The 16,163-nt window shown below is 66.1% G+C and carries 17 protein-coding genes; 8 read left to right on the top strand and 9 right to left on the bottom strand.

Annotated elements, in window-relative coordinates:
• The first annotated feature begins 50 nt into the window (after positions 1-50).
• Entirely contained in the window at positions 51-1,316 is a 1,266-nt protein-coding gene (locus OPV09_RS01315) for an MFS transporter (RefSeq protein ID WP_072456245.1), read from the top strand.
• Here OPV09_RS01315 and OPV09_RS01320 read toward each other — a convergent pair.
• A complete protein-coding gene (locus OPV09_RS01320; protein ID WP_072456243.1) occupies positions 1,313-1,972 on the bottom strand; it encodes a helix-turn-helix transcriptional regulator in 660 nt (219 codons plus the stop codon). The genes OPV09_RS01315 and OPV09_RS01320 overlap by 4 nt on opposite strands.
• A 123-nt stretch (positions 1,973-2,095) precedes the next feature.
• Here OPV09_RS01320 and OPV09_RS01325 point away from each other — a divergent pair, with 123 nt between their 5' ends.
• From OPV09_RS01325 to OPV09_RS01345, 5 genes are read left to right on the top strand one after another with little or no spacing between them, the layout of a single operon-like run.
• Positions 2,096-2,578 carry a DUF2165 family protein gene (locus tag OPV09_RS01325; RefSeq protein ID WP_072456087.1) on the top strand — a complete coding sequence of 161 codons (483 nt, stop codon included), beginning with the start codon at positions 2,096-2,098 and terminating at the stop codon, positions 2,576-2,578.
• Between the two features lie 46 nt (positions 2,579-2,624).
• A complete protein-coding gene (locus OPV09_RS01330) occupies positions 2,625-3,737 on the top strand; it encodes an efflux RND transporter periplasmic adaptor subunit (RefSeq protein WP_338680247.1) in 1,113 nt (370 codons plus the stop codon).
• A 15-nt stretch (positions 3,738-3,752) separates the two neighbouring features.
• Entirely contained in the window at positions 3,753-6,845 is a 3,093-nt protein-coding gene (locus tag OPV09_RS01335) for a MexW/MexI family multidrug efflux RND transporter permease subunit (RefSeq protein ID WP_338680248.1), read from the top strand.
• The gene (locus tag OPV09_RS01340) at positions 6,842-8,230 is read left to right on the top strand and encodes a TolC family protein (protein ID WP_338680249.1); all 1,389 of its coding nucleotides are present in this window, start codon (positions 6,842-6,844) and stop codon (positions 8,228-8,230) included. Before OPV09_RS01335 ends, OPV09_RS01340 begins: the two co-directional genes overlap by 4 nt.
• Positions 8,231-8,254: 24 nt before the next feature.
• Complete coding sequence (locus OPV09_RS01345; RefSeq protein WP_338680250.1) at positions 8,255-8,830, top strand: DUF1349 domain-containing protein; 576 nt, start codon at positions 8,255-8,257, stop codon at positions 8,828-8,830.
• A 22-nt stretch (positions 8,831-8,852) separates the two neighbouring features.
• On the opposite strand, the gene OPV09_RS01350 is transcribed toward OPV09_RS01345, so the two are convergent.
• The 5 genes from OPV09_RS01350 to OPV09_RS01370 form a co-directional block, all read right to left on the bottom strand.
• Complete coding sequence (locus OPV09_RS01350) at positions 8,853-9,269, bottom strand: hypothetical protein (RefSeq protein ID WP_034752584.1); 417 nt, start codon at positions 9,267-9,269, stop codon at positions 8,853-8,855.
• Between the two features lie 73 nt (positions 9,270-9,342).
• Positions 9,343-10,239: a ZIP family metal transporter gene (locus tag OPV09_RS01355; protein WP_338680251.1), complete on the bottom strand. Its 897-nt coding sequence runs from the start codon at positions 10,237-10,239 to the stop codon at positions 9,343-9,345.
• A gap of 24 nt (positions 10,240-10,263) precedes the next feature.
• Complete coding sequence (locus OPV09_RS01360; RefSeq protein WP_034752585.1) at positions 10,264-11,172, bottom strand: manganese catalase family protein; 909 nt, start codon at positions 11,170-11,172, stop codon at positions 10,264-10,266.
• 29 nt (positions 11,173-11,201) lie between these two features.
• Positions 11,202-11,558 (bottom strand): hypothetical protein, encoded by a 357-nt coding sequence (locus tag OPV09_RS01365; RefSeq protein ID WP_034752586.1) that lies wholly within the window; start codon positions 11,556-11,558, stop codon positions 11,202-11,204.
• A gap of 107 nt (positions 11,559-11,665) precedes the next feature.
• On the bottom strand, positions 11,666-12,133 hold the full coding sequence (locus tag OPV09_RS01370; protein WP_128140702.1) for a hypothetical protein: 468 nt from the start codon (positions 12,131-12,133) through the stop codon (positions 11,666-11,668).
• Between the two features lie 76 nt (positions 12,134-12,209).
• Between OPV09_RS01370 and OPV09_RS01375 the strand changes: the two genes are divergently transcribed.
• On the top strand, positions 12,210-13,520 hold the full coding sequence (locus OPV09_RS01375) for an SDR family oxidoreductase (RefSeq protein ID WP_338680253.1): 1,311 nt from the start codon (positions 12,210-12,212) through the stop codon (positions 13,518-13,520).
• On the top strand, positions 13,508-13,972 hold the full coding sequence (locus OPV09_RS01380) for a DUF2269 family protein (protein WP_034752590.1): 465 nt from the start codon (positions 13,508-13,510) through the stop codon (positions 13,970-13,972). The genes OPV09_RS01375 and OPV09_RS01380 overlap by 13 nt, the downstream gene beginning before the upstream one ends.
• Positions 13,973-13,993: 21 nt before the next feature.
• Here the strand turns inward: OPV09_RS01380 and OPV09_RS01385 are convergent, their stop codons facing one another.
• From OPV09_RS01385 to OPV09_RS01395, 3 genes are all read right to left on the bottom strand, one after another.
• Complete coding sequence (locus tag OPV09_RS01385; protein WP_161781496.1) at positions 13,994-14,167, bottom strand: hypothetical protein; 174 nt, start codon at positions 14,165-14,167, stop codon at positions 13,994-13,996.
• Positions 14,168-14,255: 88 nt separating this feature from the next.
• On the bottom strand, positions 14,256-14,660 hold the full coding sequence (locus tag OPV09_RS01390) for a DUF4440 domain-containing protein (RefSeq protein WP_338680254.1): 405 nt from the start codon (positions 14,658-14,660) through the stop codon (positions 14,256-14,258).
• Positions 14,657-16,078 (bottom strand): MFS transporter, encoded by a 1,422-nt coding sequence (locus OPV09_RS01395; protein WP_338680255.1) that lies wholly within the window; start codon positions 16,076-16,078, stop codon positions 14,657-14,659. The genes OPV09_RS01390 and OPV09_RS01395 overlap by 4 nt, the downstream gene beginning before the upstream one ends.
• Positions 16,079-16,163 lie beyond the last annotated feature (85 nt).

The following is a 16,163-nucleotide window of genomic DNA, read 5'->3' on the forward strand; positions in this document are numbered from 1 at the left end:
TGATCGTACTGCGCAACACTGTCAGGGTCAACCACTTTCCTGTCCCTGCCATGAGCACCAATTGCCAAGCTGTTCCTGTTGCTGTCCCCGTCACCACGCCCGCCTTGGGCGATGCACACCGCTGGAAAGTGCTGGCCGTCGGCGTGGCGGCCAATGCCAGCTTTTCCGCCGCCGCCAATGGCATGCCGACCACAGCCATCTGGCTGCGCAGCGGCTATCACCTGAGCAATACGGAACTGGGGGTGGCGCTGGGCGCCATGGGTCTGGGCGTGGCCCTGACCGAATTGCCGTGGGGCATGGCCACCGACCGCTGGGGCGACCGCCCCGTGCTGCTGACCGGCTTGCTGGGCACCATGCTGGCCTTGCTGACCTTGCTGTTGTGGATCACGCCCGCTGACGGCGCCGTGCCGCCCCTGTGGGCGCTGGCGGCCGGGCTGGCGCTGGTGGGCGTGCTGGGCGGCAGCGTGAATGGCGCCAGTGGCCGCGCCGTGATGCGCTGGTTCGGCGCCGGCGAACGGGGTTTCGCCATGAGCATCCGCCAGACGGCCGTGCCGTTCGGCGGTGGCCTCGGCGCCCTCGTCCTGCCCAGCCTGGCATCGCGTTATGGCTTCATGCCCGTATTTGGCGCCCTGGCCCTCGTATGCGGCCTGTCGGCGTTTTTTACGTGGCGCTGGATGCATGAGCCCGATTTCTCTGCCGAGGTCGCCACGGGGCCGCACAACGCGCCCACGGGCCTGATGAAAGACCAGGCAACATCGCCCCTGAAAAACCGCAAGGTCTGGCGCATGGTGGCCGCCATCGGCTTGCTGTGCGTGCCGCAGTTTGCCGTGCTCAGCTATGCCACCGTGTTCCTGCACGACCATGGCCACCTGGGCCTGGCGGGAATCACGGCCGTGATGGTGGCCTTGCAAGTGGGCGCCATGGTGATGCGCATCTGGAGCGGACGCCACACGGACCGCCATGCGAACCGGCCCGCCTACCTGCGCGGCTCGGCCCTGGTGGCGCTGGCCACGTTCATGCTGCTGGGCATGGCCGCCGCGTGCGATGCGCCGGGCTGGCTGTTGATGGCCGCCGTGGTACTGGCCGGCATCGCCGTGTCCGCCTGGCATGGCGTGGCCTACACGGAGCTGGCCACGGAAGCGGGCGGCGCCAACGCGGGCACGGCGCTGGGCATGGCGAACACGGCCGTCTACGTGGGCTTGTTCCTCACACCGATTGCCATCCCGCATTTGCTGGCGGCCAGCAACTGGCCCGTCGTGTGGTGGCTGGCGGGGCTGGTGGCGCTGTTGGCCCGACCGCTGTTTCCGAAAGCCTAGGGCAGCGCCCGGATCCTGTACACGCAGCGCATGGCATTGGCCAGCACGTGCTGCTCGCGCACGATGCTGGCGTGCGGCCCCACCACTTCCTGGAACAGCTGCAATTCGGAGCGGCAAAAGCCCTGGCAGGTGCGCGCGGCGGCGCAGATGGGGCAGTGGTCTTCGATCAGCAGCCAGTCGTCGCCGTCCGCTTCCACGCGCGCCATATAGCCCTCTTCGTCGCGCACGGCCGCCAGTTGCCGCAGCCGCGTGGGCAAGTCCGGCGCCGAGCACGCCAGCGCATATGCGCCGCGGCTCTCCTCTTCGCGCTGCGTGATGAGTTTGTCCAGACCCGCTTCGCCGAACAGCTGGCGCACCGAGCCGATCAGCTTGATCGTCAGCTGCGCATGCGTGTCGGGAAAGCGCGCATTGCCCGCTTCCGTCAAGACCCAGTTCTGGCGCGGCCGGCCGGCGCCCGCTTGCGCTTCCTGCCGTCCTTCAATCAAGCCGGCCGCCACCAGCTTTTGCACTTGCTGGCGCGCCGCCTCGCCCGTCATGTCCAAGGTCTTGGCCAGGGTCGCCGTGGAGACGGGTCCCTTGGTCTTGATGAAATACAGGATGCGCTCCGTCGTTTGCGGCGCTTCGCTATTATCCAAACGTTTACTTGTGTAATTCATTTCGCTCAACTATCATGGGGCCAGTTAACCAACTAATTGCTTGCATAATAGGCCGGTAGCTCCCCGCTGTCGAGGAGTTTCCACGTCCGCATGCCGGCAAGACACTCTTTGGACGGGAATCCCATGCAGCTGCAGCACTCGATCTGGCTGTTTCACGCCATCCTCGCTACCGGCCTGGCCATCTGGCTGACCTTGGCCGCCATCAACAACCTGCACGCCTTCCACGGCTCCGTCTGGGCCATCGGCAACACCATGCGCATGGACCCGCTGCGCCAGGACCCGACCATCCAGACGCCGCTGCTGCGCCGCGCGCTCACGTCCTTGACCTTGCACCGGCTGTCGCTGGGCGTGGTGCTGACCTTGCAACTGCTGGCCGCCATCGCCGCCTGGACGGGCGTGGCGCTGTTCTTCGGCACCTCGCTGACGCAGGCGCTGCCCTGGCTGAACCTGGCCCTGTGCGCCATGGCCGCCTTTTTGCTGCTGATGCACCTGGGCGGCCTGTGGTTCGGCTACTGGATCGCACAGGAAGGCTTGCAGACGACGCACCTGGTGCTGCTGCTGTGGACCATCGGCCTGTTCTTTCTTTTCAACGCGCAGCGGACCTGATCAGCCTCCGCTGCGCCTCTTCTTCCCAGTTGTAAAGGACTTCATCATGAATACGAAAATCGTCGGCGCCTGCGCGCTGGCCATCGCCCTGGCCGTCGCGGGCGCCGTACTGTATCCGCGCGCTGAATCACAAGCCGCTGCGCATGCGGCCGATGCCGCCGCCTACCCCGCCACCAAGGTGGCGCTGGTGCCCGTCGTGCTGGGCACGCAGGAGCGCTACTTCGCTGGCGTAGGCGAACTGGAAGCGGCGCGCCAGGTGCAGGTGGCGGCCGAAACGGGCGGGCGCATCACGCAGATCCGCTTCGCATCGGGGCAAAGCGTGGCGGCCGGCGCCGTGCTGGTGCAGCTCAATGATGCGCCGGAACAGGCGGCCCTGCTGCGCCAGCGCGCGCAGCTGAAGAATGCGGAAAGCAGCCATGCGCGCACCGCGCAGATGGTCAAGGAAAAGGCAGCCACGCAGGAACAGCTCGATAGTGCGCTGGCCGCGCGCGATGCGGCGCTGGGCGACGTGCGCCAGACGGAGGCGCTGATCGCGCAAAAGACCATCCGCGCGCCGTTCGCCGGACAGCTGGGCATCCGCAAGGTGCACGCGGGCCAGTACCTGAACGCGGCCGACACGGTGGCCAGCCTGATCGACACGCAGTCGCTGATGGTGAACTTCGCCCTCGATGAACAGAGCAGCGCGAAACTGGCGCCAGGCCAGGCCGTGCAAGTGCTGGTGGACGCCTATCCCGATGACATCTTCACGGCCAAGATCAACGCCATCGATCCGCTGATCGCCCGTTCGCGCATGGTGCAGGTGCAAGCGGCGCTCGCCAATCCGCGCGGCGCGCTCAAGGCGGGAATGTACGCGAACGTGCGCGTGGCGCGCGAGGCGGGCCAGCAGCTGACGGTACCGGAAACGGCCGTGACCTACAGCGCGTATGGCGACACGGTCTTTGTCGCGCAGCAGGAGGGAAAACAGCCGCTCACCGTCAAGCGCGTGGGCGTGAAACTGGGCGAGCGGGCAGGGGGCCGGATCGCCATCCTCGACGGCTTGCGCGAGGGCCAGCGCGTGGTCGCTTCGGGCCAGCTGAAACTGGCCGATGGCATGGCCGTGCAAGCGGTCGCCAATACCCTGGACGAAGTAAAACGCGCCGCGCCCAAAGCCGGCTCGTAAAGGAAAGACATCACCATGAAATTTACCGATTTATTCGTACGCCGCCCCGTGCTGGCGCTGGTGATCAGCACCTTGATACTGATGCTGGGCGTGATCGCCATCCTGCAGCTGCCGATCCGTCAATACCCGATGCTCGAATCGTCGACCATCACGGTGAAAACCACGTATCCGGGCGCTTCGGCGGAACTGATGCAGGGCTTTGTCACGCAGCCGATCGCGCAAGCCGTATCGTCGGTGGAAGGCATCGATTACCTCACTTCGTCGTCGGTGCAGGGCAGCAGCACGGTGACCGTGCGCATGGAACTGAACCGCGATTCCACGCAGGCGTTGACGGAAGTGATGGCCAAGGTCAACCAGGTGCGCTACAAGCTGCCCGAAGGCGCTTTTGACCCCGTCATCGAGCGCTCGGCCGGCGATTCCTCGGCCGTCGCCTATGTCGGCTTTGCCAGCGAGAGCGTGTCCGCGCCCGCGCTGACGGATTACCTGGCGCGCGTCGTGCAACCGATGTTCGCCACCATCGACGGCGTGGCAAAGGTCGACGTGTATGGCGGCCAGCAGCTGGCCATGCGTTTGTGGATCGACCCGGCGAAACTGGCGGCGCGGGGCCTGACGGCGGCCGACGTGGCCGACGCCGTGCGGCGCAATAACTACCAGGCGGCGCCCGGCAAAGTGAAGGGACAATTCGTCGTCTCGAACATCAGCGTCAACACGGATCTGACCAGCGTGGCGGAGTTCCGCGACATGGTCATACGCAAGGGCGGCGATGACAGCGCGTCGCTCGTGCGTCTGAAAGACGTGGGCACGGTGGAACTGGGCGCGGCCGCCACGGAGACGAGCGGCATCATGGACGGCGTGCCGGCCGTGTACCTGGGCCTGTCGCCCACCCCGAGCGGCAACCCTTTGGTGATCGTCGACGGCATAAAAAAACTGCTGCCCGAAATCCAGAAAACCCTGCCACCGGGCGTGAAAGTCGAACTGGCGTTCGAGACGGCGCGCTTCATCCAGTCGTCCATCGACGAGGTGGCGCACACCCTGCTCGAAGCGCTGCTGATCGTCGTCATCGTCATCTACCTTTGCATGGGTTCCTTGCGCTCCGTGCTGATACCCGTCGTGACGATCCCGTTGTCGATGCTGGGCGCGGCGGCGCTGATGCTGGCCTTCGGCTTCAGCATTAATCTGCTCACCCTGCTGGCCATGGTGCTGGCCGTGGGCCTGGTGGTCGACGACGCCATCGTCGTGGTGGAAAACGTGCATCGGCATATCGAGGAAGGCAAGACGCCCGTGGCGGCCGCCCTCGTCGGCGCACGCGAAGTGGCCGGCCCCGTGATCGCCATGACGATCACCCTGGCCGCCGTGTATGCGCCGATCGGCATGATGGGGGGACTCACGGGTGCGCTGTTCAAGGAATTCGCGCTCACGCTGGCCGGCGCCGTGGTGGTGTCGGGCGTGGTGGCCTTGACCTTGTCGCCCGTGATGAGCTCATTGCTGCTGCAGCCCAAACAATCGGAAGGACGCATGGCGCGCGCCGCCGAGCATTTCTTCGAAGGTCTCACCAGCCGCTATGCGCGCCTGCTGGACCGCTCGCTGCATCACCGCTGGCTCAGTGCCGGTTTCGCCGCGCTGGTGATGGTCAGTTTGCCGTTTTTATACCTGCTGCCGCAGCGCGAACTGGCGCCGGCGGAAGACCAGGCCAGCGTACTGACGGCGATCAAGGCGCCGCAGCACGCCAACCTCGATTACGTCGAGCGCTTTTCCTACAAGCTCGATGCCATCTACAAAAATATCCCGGAAACGGACTCGCGCTGGATCATCAATGGCGGTGAGGGCCCGGCATCGAGCATCGGCGGCATCAACCTCACGCCGTGGGCCGAACGTTCGCGCAACGCGGCCGTCATCCAGGCCGAATTGCAGCATGCCGTGGGCGACGTGGAAGGCACGAGCATCTTCGCCTTCCAGCTGGCGCCCTTGCCGGGATCGAGCGGCGGCTTGCCCGTGCAGATGGTACTGCGCAGCGCGCAGGATTACGCCACCCTGTTCCGCACCATGGAAGACGTCAAGCAGCGCGCGCGCGATAGCGGCCTGTTTGCAGTCGTCGACAGCGACCTCGATTACAACAACCCGGTGGTCAAAGTGCGCGTGGACCGCTCCAAGGCGAACAGCCTGGGCATCCGCATGCAGGATATCGGCGAATCGCTGGCCGTGCTGGTGGGTGAAAATTACCTGAACCGCTTCGGCATGGATGGCCGCGCCTACGACGTCATCGCGCAAAGCCCGCGCGAACAGCGGCTCACGGCGCAAGCCCTGACGCAGCAGTACGTGCGCGCCGACGATGGCAGCCTGCTGCCCCTGTCCGCCGTTGTCTCGGTGACGGAACAGATCGAGCCGAACATGCTGACGCAATTCAACCAGCAAAATGCGGCCACCTTCCAGGGCGTGCCGGCGCCGGGCGTGACCCTCGGCGACGCCGTCGCCTTCCTCGATGGCGTGGCCAAGACCCTGCCGCCGGGCTTCAGCTACGACTGGCAGTCCGATGCGCGCCAGTTCGCCACGGAAGGCAATGCGCTGTTGCTGGCGTTCCTCGCGGCCGTCGTCGTCATCTACCTGGTGCTGGCGGCGCAGTATGAAAGCCTGACGGACCCGTTGATCATTTTGATCACGGTGCCGCTGTCGATCTGCGGCGCGCTGATTCCGCTGGCCCTGGGCTACGCCACCGTCAACATCTACACGCAGATCGGTCTCGTGACCCTGATCGGCTTGATCAGCAAACACGGCATCCTGATGGTGGAATTTGCCAACGAATTGCAGGTGCATGAACGGCTTGACCGCATCACGGCCATCCGCAAGGCGGCGCAGATCCGCTTGCGCCCGATTTTGATGACGACGGCCGCCATGGTGGTGGGCCTGGTGCCGCTGCTGTTCGCCTCGGGCGCGGGCGCCAACAGCCGCTTCGGCCTCGGTGTGGTGATCGTCTCGGGCATGTTGATCGGCACCTTCTTTACCCTGTTCGTGCTGCCCACCGTCTACACCTTTTTGGCCCGCCGCCACACGGCCGACCATGCCACGCCGCGCGCGCGCGATTTGTCGCAGGCGCTGAAGGAATCCCCATGAAACATTATCGTTATCTTGTCGCCCTTTTCCCCGTGCTGGCCGGCTGCGCCGTCAGCCCCGCCTATGTCACGCCGGGCACGCCCGTCATCCATTTGGCCAGCCCGCAGCAAGCGCAATTCGCACCCGGCGCGAGTGCCGTCAGCGAGGCCGCCTGGTGGACGTTTTTCGACGATGCGCGCCTGTCGCGGCTGATCACCAGCGCGCTCGAACACAACCTCGATATCGCCCAGGCGCAGGCGAATCTGCTGGCCGCGCGTGCCGTTTTCGACGAACGCCGGCTCGATGAACTGCCCACCGTCACGGGCCAGGCAGGATGGCAGCGCGCAGTCAAGCAGGACACGCCAGACAGCCGCGCCGCCAGCGCCAGCACGCGCATAGGGTTCGACGCGCAATGGGAGATCGACCTGTTCGGCCGCCTCGGGCACATGAGCCGTTCGGCGCAGGCGCGCGCCGACGCGGCGCAGGCGGACTTGCGGCAGGTGCGGCTGACGATCGCCGCCGAAGTGGCCCGCAATTACTATGAGGCGCTGGGCTATCAGCAAAACCTGGCGCTGACGCAGGCGCAGGTGCAAAGCTGGCGCGATACGGTGGCATTGACCGATGCGCGCATCCACGCCGGCAGCGGCTTGCCGGAAGAGCGCCATAACGCGCTGGCCAACCTGGCGCGCAGCGAAGCGATGCTGCCGCCCTTGCAAGCGGGTTTACTCCAGGCGCAGTACCGGCTCGACGTGTTGAGCGGTCAAACCCCGGGCGCCATCGCGCTGGCCACCACGCCGCGGCAACAGGCGCCGCTGGCGGGCCAGCTGCCGCTCGGCGACGTGAACCGCCTGATCAAGCAGCGTCCCGACGTGGTGCGCGCCGAGCGCCTGCTGGCCGCCTCCAGCGAAGACGTGGGGGCCGCCACGGCCGACCTGTATCCGCGCCTGAGCCTGGGCGGTTTCTTGGGCTTTTTCGCGCTGCGCGGCAGCGGCGTGTTCGACGGCGGCGCGCGCGCGTTCGAGGTGGCGCCATCGGTCAGCTATCCGGCCTTCCGCCTGGGCAGCGTCAAGGCACGCTTGCGCGGCACGCAAGCCGAAGCGCAGGGTGCGCTGGCGCGCTATGAGCAGACGATGTTGTTGGCGCAGGAAGACGTGGAAAACGCCGTCACGCAACTGGCGGAAAACCAGACGCGATTGGCGTCCCTGCTGCAGTCGGCGCGCCATGGCAACGCGGCCCTCGGCATCGCCAGCACGCGCTATCAGGGCGGTTCCGGCAGCTACCAGGCCGTGCTGGAAAACCAGCGCGCCTTGTACGATATCCGGCGCGAAGCGCTGCTGGCGGAAACGGCGTCCTACATCGATGCGATTGCCCTGTACAAGGCGCTGGGATGGGGGCAAACTATGTAGTATTTTCGATCAAAAGGAGAGACGATGTTCACGCAAGGCAGCTGGCTCAATGCACCGGAAAACTGGTCCGCCGACGGCGCGCAATTGCGCGTGACGACGGACGCCAGCACGGATTTCTGGCGCAAGACCTCGTACGGTTTTATCCGCGACAGCGGCCACTTTTTCGGCACCGGCATCGAGGGCGATTTCACGGCGCAGCTGCATGTGTCGGCGCAGTACGCAGCGCTGTACGACCAGGCGGGCCTGATGGTGCGCATCGATGCGGAAAACTGGATCAAGTGCGGCGTCGAATTTTCCGACGGTCAGCTCTTGTTGAGCACCGTGCTGACGGTCGATACATCCGATTGGGCCGTCAGCCTGGCGCCCGCCATGCCGGACGGTTTCTGGTTGCGCGTGACGGTGGAAAAAGGCGCCATCCGCGTGCAGTATTCGACCGATGGCACGCGGTGGCCGCTACTGCGCCTGGCGCCGTTTCCCGTGGCATCGCGCTACCTCGTCGGCCCCATGTGCTGCACCCCGGAACGCGCGGGGCTCGAGGTCGCGTTTTCGCAGTTTACAGTGGGCCCGGCACAGGGCAAGGACCTGCATGATCTCAGTTGAGTGGCCGTGCGTGCGTGGTGGATCAGGCGGCGGAATCGAGCCACTGATTCTCGACACACCATTGCCGCACGTCGGCTGTCAGTTGTGCTGAAACCGGCTGGAGTCCCGGGAGTTTTTTCTCGTATTTCCGGATGCTGGCTGCAAAAAATGTGAAGAAAGCGGCGCCGATCAATTTGCGTTGTCCCGGCGTGTCTTTTTTCACCGGCACGAAGTCTTCCTCGTCCATGGCGATATCGAGGCCGAACATGTTGTCGCTGGCGTAGTAGCGGCAAAAGGTTTTTCTCTGCAAGTCTTTCGGCACGCAGCGCAGGCACACAAACAATTCCCAGTCGAGGGCAGGATATTTTTCTTCCATCAAGGGACCAAGCTGCCGCAGTTCATGACCAATGTCAAAGACCTTGGTCCAGCTGGGCGAGTCCGATGTCGTGTCTATGCGCATCTTTGTTTTCTCCGAGTGCAAGAAGCCCATGATACGCACATCGACCTCCCGGCAGCGCACACGCACAGTGCCATCAGCTCAAGGCCGTATCGAGCACCATCATCAGGAGAAAACCAAACACCAGCGCGATACTGGAAAAACCGCCATTGCCGCTGCGCTGCGCCTCGGGAATGGCGTCGTGCACGATGACGAACAGCATGGCGCCGGCGGCCGCCGCCAGTCCCCACGGCAGCAGGGCGGACGAGAGGCCGATCAGGGCCAGGCCCGCCAGCGCCGCCACGGGTTCAACCAGGCCGGAGGCGGCGCCCATGGCCACCGACAGACGCCGGCTGTAGCCCACGCTGCGCAGCGCCAGCGCCACGACCAGGCCTTCGGGCACGTCCTGGATAGCGATGCCGGCTGCCAGCGCATTGGCGCGTTCCAACTCCACGCCGGCATAGCCGACGCCGATCGCCAGTCCCTCGGGCAGGTTGTGCAAGGTGACGGCCAGCACAAAAATCCACACTCTTTTCAGGCTGCTGGCGGCGACGGGCGCGCCGTGCCGCACGCGTTCGCGCACCACCAGGTTGAGCGCCACGATCAGCAGCATGCCCAGTCCCATGGCAAAGGCCACCAGCAGGCTGGCGTGCATGGGCGTTGCCACGCGCTGCCTGGCCGCCGCCAGCGCCGGCAGCACCAGAGAAAATGCGGTGGCCGCCAGCATCACGCCGGCGCCAAAACCGAGGAAGCAGTCGTAGTTGCGCTGCGAAAATTTGTGCGACAGCAGCACCGGCACGGTCCCCAACGCCGTGGCGGCTGCCGCCATGCCGCCGCCGATCAGGGCCGGCTCCAGATGGGCATGGCGCAGCGCCAGCTGGGTCGCCAGCGCGTACAGCAAGCACAGCGCGCCACCGCCGCACAAGGCAAAGCCCAGTGCCTGGGGCCAGGACCAGTGTCTGGCCAGGGCCTGCAGCGCGCGCGGCGTGTTCACGCTGGCGGTACCCGGCCTGCCGCGCTACAAGGGCATGGACGAGGTGCCGCCATCGCGCCCGTTCGGCCGCATGCCCAGCTCCGCGCCCGTCAGCGGGTCGGCATCGGGATTCGACGCCGTGCGCGCGGCCATCTGCTGCACGGTGGCCAGTTCGTCCTGCGGCAATTTCACTTCTGCTTCGCCAGTGCCGCCATCGACGGCCATCTGCTGGCGCGGGTCGGAAATGTACTGCCACTTGCCGCCCTGGTTCCACGGTCCCCGTTCCTCGCCCGGCCCCTGCGACATATTGAAATACACGTCCGCGTACTGCGGGTCGCCCGGCAGTTTGCCCGGCGGGAAATTGGGCTCGATCGAATACAGGGCTTTTTCAAACGACTTCTGGTGCGCCACTTCGCGCGTCATCAGGAAACCCAGCGCTTCCTTCACGCCCGGGTCGTCCGTCAGGTTGATCAGGCGCTCGTAGACGATCTTGGCGCGCGCCTCGGCGGCGATATTTGAGCGCAGGTCGGCCGTCGGTTCGCCGATGGTGTCGATGTAGGCGGCCGTCCACGGCACGCCGGCCGAGTTGACCAGGGGCGCGCCGCCGCCGTACAGCACCTGCGTCACATGGCTGTCGTTGCCCGCGCCCGTGATGTTGCGGTACAGCTCCGCCGCCTGGTCGACGCCCTCGGCCAGCCTGCCCTTGGCGCCCTTGTTGAGCATGACGACGATATTGCCGATCACTTCCAGGTGGCTCAGTTCTTCCGTGGCGATATCGAACAGCATGTCCTTGCGGCCCGGATCGTCCTCGGACAAGGCTTGCGTGAAATAGCGGCAGGCGGCGGCCAGCTCGCCCTGCGGGCCGCCGAATTGTTCCAGCATCAGGTTGGCCAGCCCGGGATTGGGCTGCTCCACCCTGACCGTGTATTGCAGTCGCTTGTTGTGTGCAAACATGGTGCTCTCCTCGTTCGCAGCACGCCGGTCTACTCGTGCTGATTCAGTGATCTGTGGATGTCTTTCGACTCGTTGCGGCCCGGCCGGTCGTCGGCCAGCTTGCCCGCCTCGCTCTGCGGCCGCTGCGCCGCGCCCTTGACGTGGGCATTGCCATCGGGCTGCGTCAGGGTGGGCAGGTTTTCCTGCTCCACCGGGTCAAGCCCGCCCTGCGGCGTGATGACGTCGTTGGCCCAGTGGCCGCTGTTGGCATTGCCGCTGGCCAGCTTGCCGCCGCCCTGGTTCGCATACGCATCGCCCTGCGACTGATTGACGTCGCTCTTGTCCATGCGCGTGTTGCGGCCCTGGTCGGCGGGATGCTGGGGCGTATTACCGTGTTTTTCCTGCATGCGCGTCTCCTCGGTTGGTGGATGAAGTTCCATGCTACTGGCGCGCAGCGGCCGGCAAGATAGGCGCGCGGCGGGCCGGCGTGTAGGAAAGTGACTCGCGCAGCGCCTCAGCGCCGCCGCAGCCACAGCGCGCCGGCGGCCAGGCCGATGCCGAAAGCGCCGTACACCAGCAGCAGCGAGGGGCGCGACAGGCGCATCTCGTAGCCGGGCTGCAAACGGTGCGGCGTCAGCTGGTAATCCGTGAAACAGGCCACAGCCGTGGCGCCAGCCGCCGCCGCGACGGTGGACGCCACGCGGCGCCGGTCGAGGATGCGCGCCGCATAGCGCTCGAACAGCACGCCCCAGAACATGGCGCTGCAATGGTGGATGACATAGCCGACCAGGGTATGCCTGAGCGAGGCGTCGTCGCGGCGCGCCGCCTCGTCGCCCCACAACCAGTGGCTGACGGCGTTCACGGCGGCGAACACGCTGCCCGTTTCGCGCCGCCCGCACAGGGCCAGGGCGGCGGCGGACAGGAGGGAGGCAAGGCTGCCCGACAGGGCGCCATGACGCAGGGTGGCAGGCAAGGATGGCATGGTGGTCTCCTATGGTGATGCGGCAATGAACTGAAACGCAAAAGGCGAATCCAACTCCCATCAGGAAAGGGCATCGATGCGCATACTGCTGACGGGGGCGAGCGGTTTCATTGGAACGCATGTTTCGACCGCGCTGCTGGCCGAAGGTTTCCAGCTCGCGTGCACGACACGCCGCGCGCCGCCGCACGCCCGCAACGGCGAAGGGCAGCGTGTGCGCCTGATCGAGGCCGATTTTGCGCGCGACACGGCCAAGGCCGCGTGGCTGCCGCGCCTGGACGGTATCGATGTCGTCATCAACTGCGTCGGCATCATCGCCGAGCATGGCACGCAGACGTTTGCGGCCCTGCACACGCAGACGCCGCGCGCCCTGTTCGCCGCCTGCGCCGAGAGCGAAGTGCAGCTGGTGATACAGCTGTCGGCCCTGGGCGCCGACGAAGGCGCCGTCTCGCCCTACCATCTGAGCAAGAAGGCGGCCGACGATTTTCTCGCCGGCCTGCCGCTGCGCGCCGTCATCGTGCAGCCTTCGCTCGTGTATGGCGACGACGGCGAAAGCGCGCGCCTGTTTCGCATGCTGGCCAGTCTGCCCGTGTATCCCCGCTTCGGCCGCGCGCCGCAGCCGGTGCAACCGGTGCACGTGGACGACTTAAGCGACCTGATCGTCGCGCTGGTGCGCGGCGCGGGCGCGCTGGGCGGACAGAAGACGCGCCGCGTGCCCGTCGTGGGGCCGCAGGCGCTGCCGTTTGCGGCCTACCTGGCGGCCCTGCGCGCGGCCATGGGGCTGGGACGCCTGCGCGTCGTGCCGCTGCCCCGGTGGCTGATGCCGCCCGTGCTGCTGCTGGCCAGGCTGCTGGGCTTTGCCATGCCGGACCGCGCCACCGTGGGCATGCTCGAACGGGGCAATACAGCCGATGCGGGGCTCACGCGGCGTTTGCTGGGGCGCGCGCCGCGGCCCGTGGCGCAGTTCATCTGCGACGCGCGCGGCGCGGCCGTGCGCGCCCAGCTGGACTGGCTGCTGCCCGTGCTGCGCCTGTCGATTGCCATCGTGTGGATCGCCACGGCCATCGTCTCGTCCGGCATCTATCCAGTCGAAGACAGCTATGACCTGCTCGAACGAAGCGGCGTGCCCACAGATTGGGCGCCACCGCTGCTGGCCGGCGCCTGCCTGTTCGACCTGCTGCTGGGCATGGCCACTCTGGCGCTGCACCCGCCGTGGCGGCGCTGGCTATGGCCGCTGCAGGCCGCGCTCATCGTGTTCTATACCGTCTGGATCGCCGTATTCCTGCCGGAATTCCTCTGGCATCCATACGGCCCCCTGACGAAAAACCTGCCCATGCTGGCGGCCCTGTGGCTGCTGTACCAACTGGAGGAACATCCATGGAATACCTGATCGTCAAATGGCTGCACATCGTCTCGTCGACCCTGCTGTTCGGCACCGGCATCGGCTCGGCCTTCTACCTGCTGTTCACGAGCCTGAGCCGCGACGTGCGCGCCATCGCCGTCGTCAGCCGCCACGTGGTGCGCGCCGACTGGCTGTTTACGGCCACCACGGTGGTGTTCCAGCCCCTGAGCGGCTTTTACCTGGCCCATCTGGCCGGTTATCCCTTGGGCAGCCGCTGGATCGTCTGGTCCGTGGTGCTGTATCTGGTCGCGGGCGCCTGCTGGCTGCCCGTCGTCTGGCTGCAGATGCGCATGCGCGACATGGCGCAGGCCAGCGCGCGCGACGGGCTAGCCTTGCCGGCGCTGTACTGGCGCTACCTGCGCATCTGGACGGCGCTGGGCGTGCCCGCCTTCTTCGCCCTCATCGTCGTGTTTTACCTGATGACGGCCAAGCCGGCTTGAACACGCATCACCGGGTTTGCGTCAGTGCTTGCGACCCTGCTTCTTGCCGCCGCCGGCACCCTTGCCGGAACCGGCCTTCGTATGGCTGGCCGCATCCTTGCCGCGCTTGCCAACGTCATTGTCAGTACTGCTTTTGTCTTCCGTGGGGCCGGCCGATTGGCGGTTCTGGCCGGCCTGCGATTTTTGCTTGGTCATGAGGCGCTCCTGATGAACGAGGGGACCTTGTCAGCCTAGCCGCCATGGCGCCATTGTCCATCGGCGCGCCCGCCGCTACGTTGTAGGATCAATCCGCCCGCGCCGCCCACGTTTCATGCAGGTGGCGCCACAGCAAGGCGCCATCGGGCGTTTTGTCATACACGACGGTGGACCAGCGCTCGGTGTTTTCCGCCCCCGGCAGCGACTGGAATTCGCGGTAGGAGACGGTGGCGCCGGCGGCGCTTTCCTGGATCAGCTGCAAGTCCGTGATGCGCATGGCGAGACCCGGGCGGCTGCCGCCGGCGCCCTGGAAAAACCTGGTCAAGCCAAAGTGGTCGAGCCGCATCCCGCCCGGCGCCACCATCGTAAAGGCGGGCGAAAAACGCGCCAGCAATTGCGCGCAGTTTTCCGCTGCCGCCTCGCCGGAAAGCCATGCGCGGATCAGCACATGCGTGGATAAAACGTCGTCAAAATAGGGATTCGTTGCAGTCATTTTTTTGCTACTCCATGGTGTTGTAAAAGGTCGAGAACGGCGCGGTTGTCGATGCGCAGGCACAGTGCCAAAGGCAGCACGCACGAGGCGGCGGCCAGCGCAAAGCACCAGTGGAACACCTGCGCCGCACGCAGATGCTGGGCGGGGTCGTCAAGGCTACTGATGCCCTGCGCCGCCAGCAAGCCATTGAGCAGTACGCTGAGCAGCGCCACGCCCACGCAAAAGCCCAGCTGGCGGTTGATATTCCACACGGCGCTGGCCTGGCTCAGCTGCGCGTCCGGCGTGCGCAAGAAGGCCGTGCTTTGCGCCGTGCTGCTGCACAAGCCGCCACCAAAGCCCATCACGGCATATGCGCCGGCCAGCCAGAACAGCTGATCGGCCGCAGCCACGCGCAGCAGCATCAGCATGCCCGCCGCCTGCAGCAGGGCACCAAAGATGAACAGCGGTTGCGGCCCCACGCGGCGGTAGCTTTTGCCGGTCAGCGAAATGGCCGCAAACGAGGCCAGCGCCCACGGCAGCATCAGCGCACCCGCCGTCGACGCCGACATGCCCAGCACGCCCTGCAGGTACAGCATGGCCAGCAGGCTCACGCCCATGAAAACACCCGGCACCAGCAGATACATCAGCATGGCAATGCGCAGCAGCGGTTCGGTGGCCAGGCGCAGGTTGAGCAGCGGCGTCGATTTGCGCAGCGCACCGCGCACGTAGCCCCAGGCGCAGACGGCACCCAGCGCCAGCACGCCGGCGCCGGCCAGCAGCTCGTCCGGCGTGCCCAGCATGGTCAAGCCCAGCAACAGCAGCAAAATCGCCGTGCTGCCCGCCAGCAGGCCGGCCACGTCGAGACGGGGCACGGCCCCGCGCGGCGGGTCGGGGCGCAACCAGCAGGCGGCCAGCAACAGCGCCAGCGCGGCAAATGGCACGTTCAAATAGAAAATCCAGCGCCACGACAGGCTGTCGACGATGACGCCGCCCAGCGCGGGCGACAGGGCCGGCGCCAGCAAGCCCACGAGCATGATGACGGAGGATAGTCCCGGCCGCTCGGCAGGCTGGTACAGCTGGTAGGTCATGCTTTGCCCCAGCGGAATGAGCAAGCCGCCGCCGAGGCCCTGCACGCAGCGCCAGGCGATCAGCGCCTCGATCGATGGCGCCAGGCCGGCGCCGATGCTGGCGACTAAAAAAGTTAGCAACGATGCCATGAACACGGTTTTGCTGCCATAATAGGCAGCCAGCCAGGCGCTGGCAGGGATGACGATGGTCAGGCCGAGGATGTAGGCGGTGCTGATCCAGGCCAGCTGCGCCACCGAAGCGTGCAAGGCATGACCGATGTCGGGGTAGGCGACGCTGGTGATGAACATGTTGATCAGGTCAACGAAAAATCCCAGCAGATAGATGGCCGCGACCTTTTTGCGATAGTCCATGGTGCTCCGAATGGCAAACGGCCAGCTTAAGCGCCAACCGCCATTTGCGTAACGGGCCAGCCCCGATTACACTGTCAAATCTATT

The organism is Janthinobacterium sp. TB1-E2 (assembly GCF_036885605.1).
Lineage (GTDB): Bacteria > Pseudomonadota > Gammaproteobacteria > Burkholderiales > Burkholderiaceae_D > Janthinobacterium > Janthinobacterium aestuarii.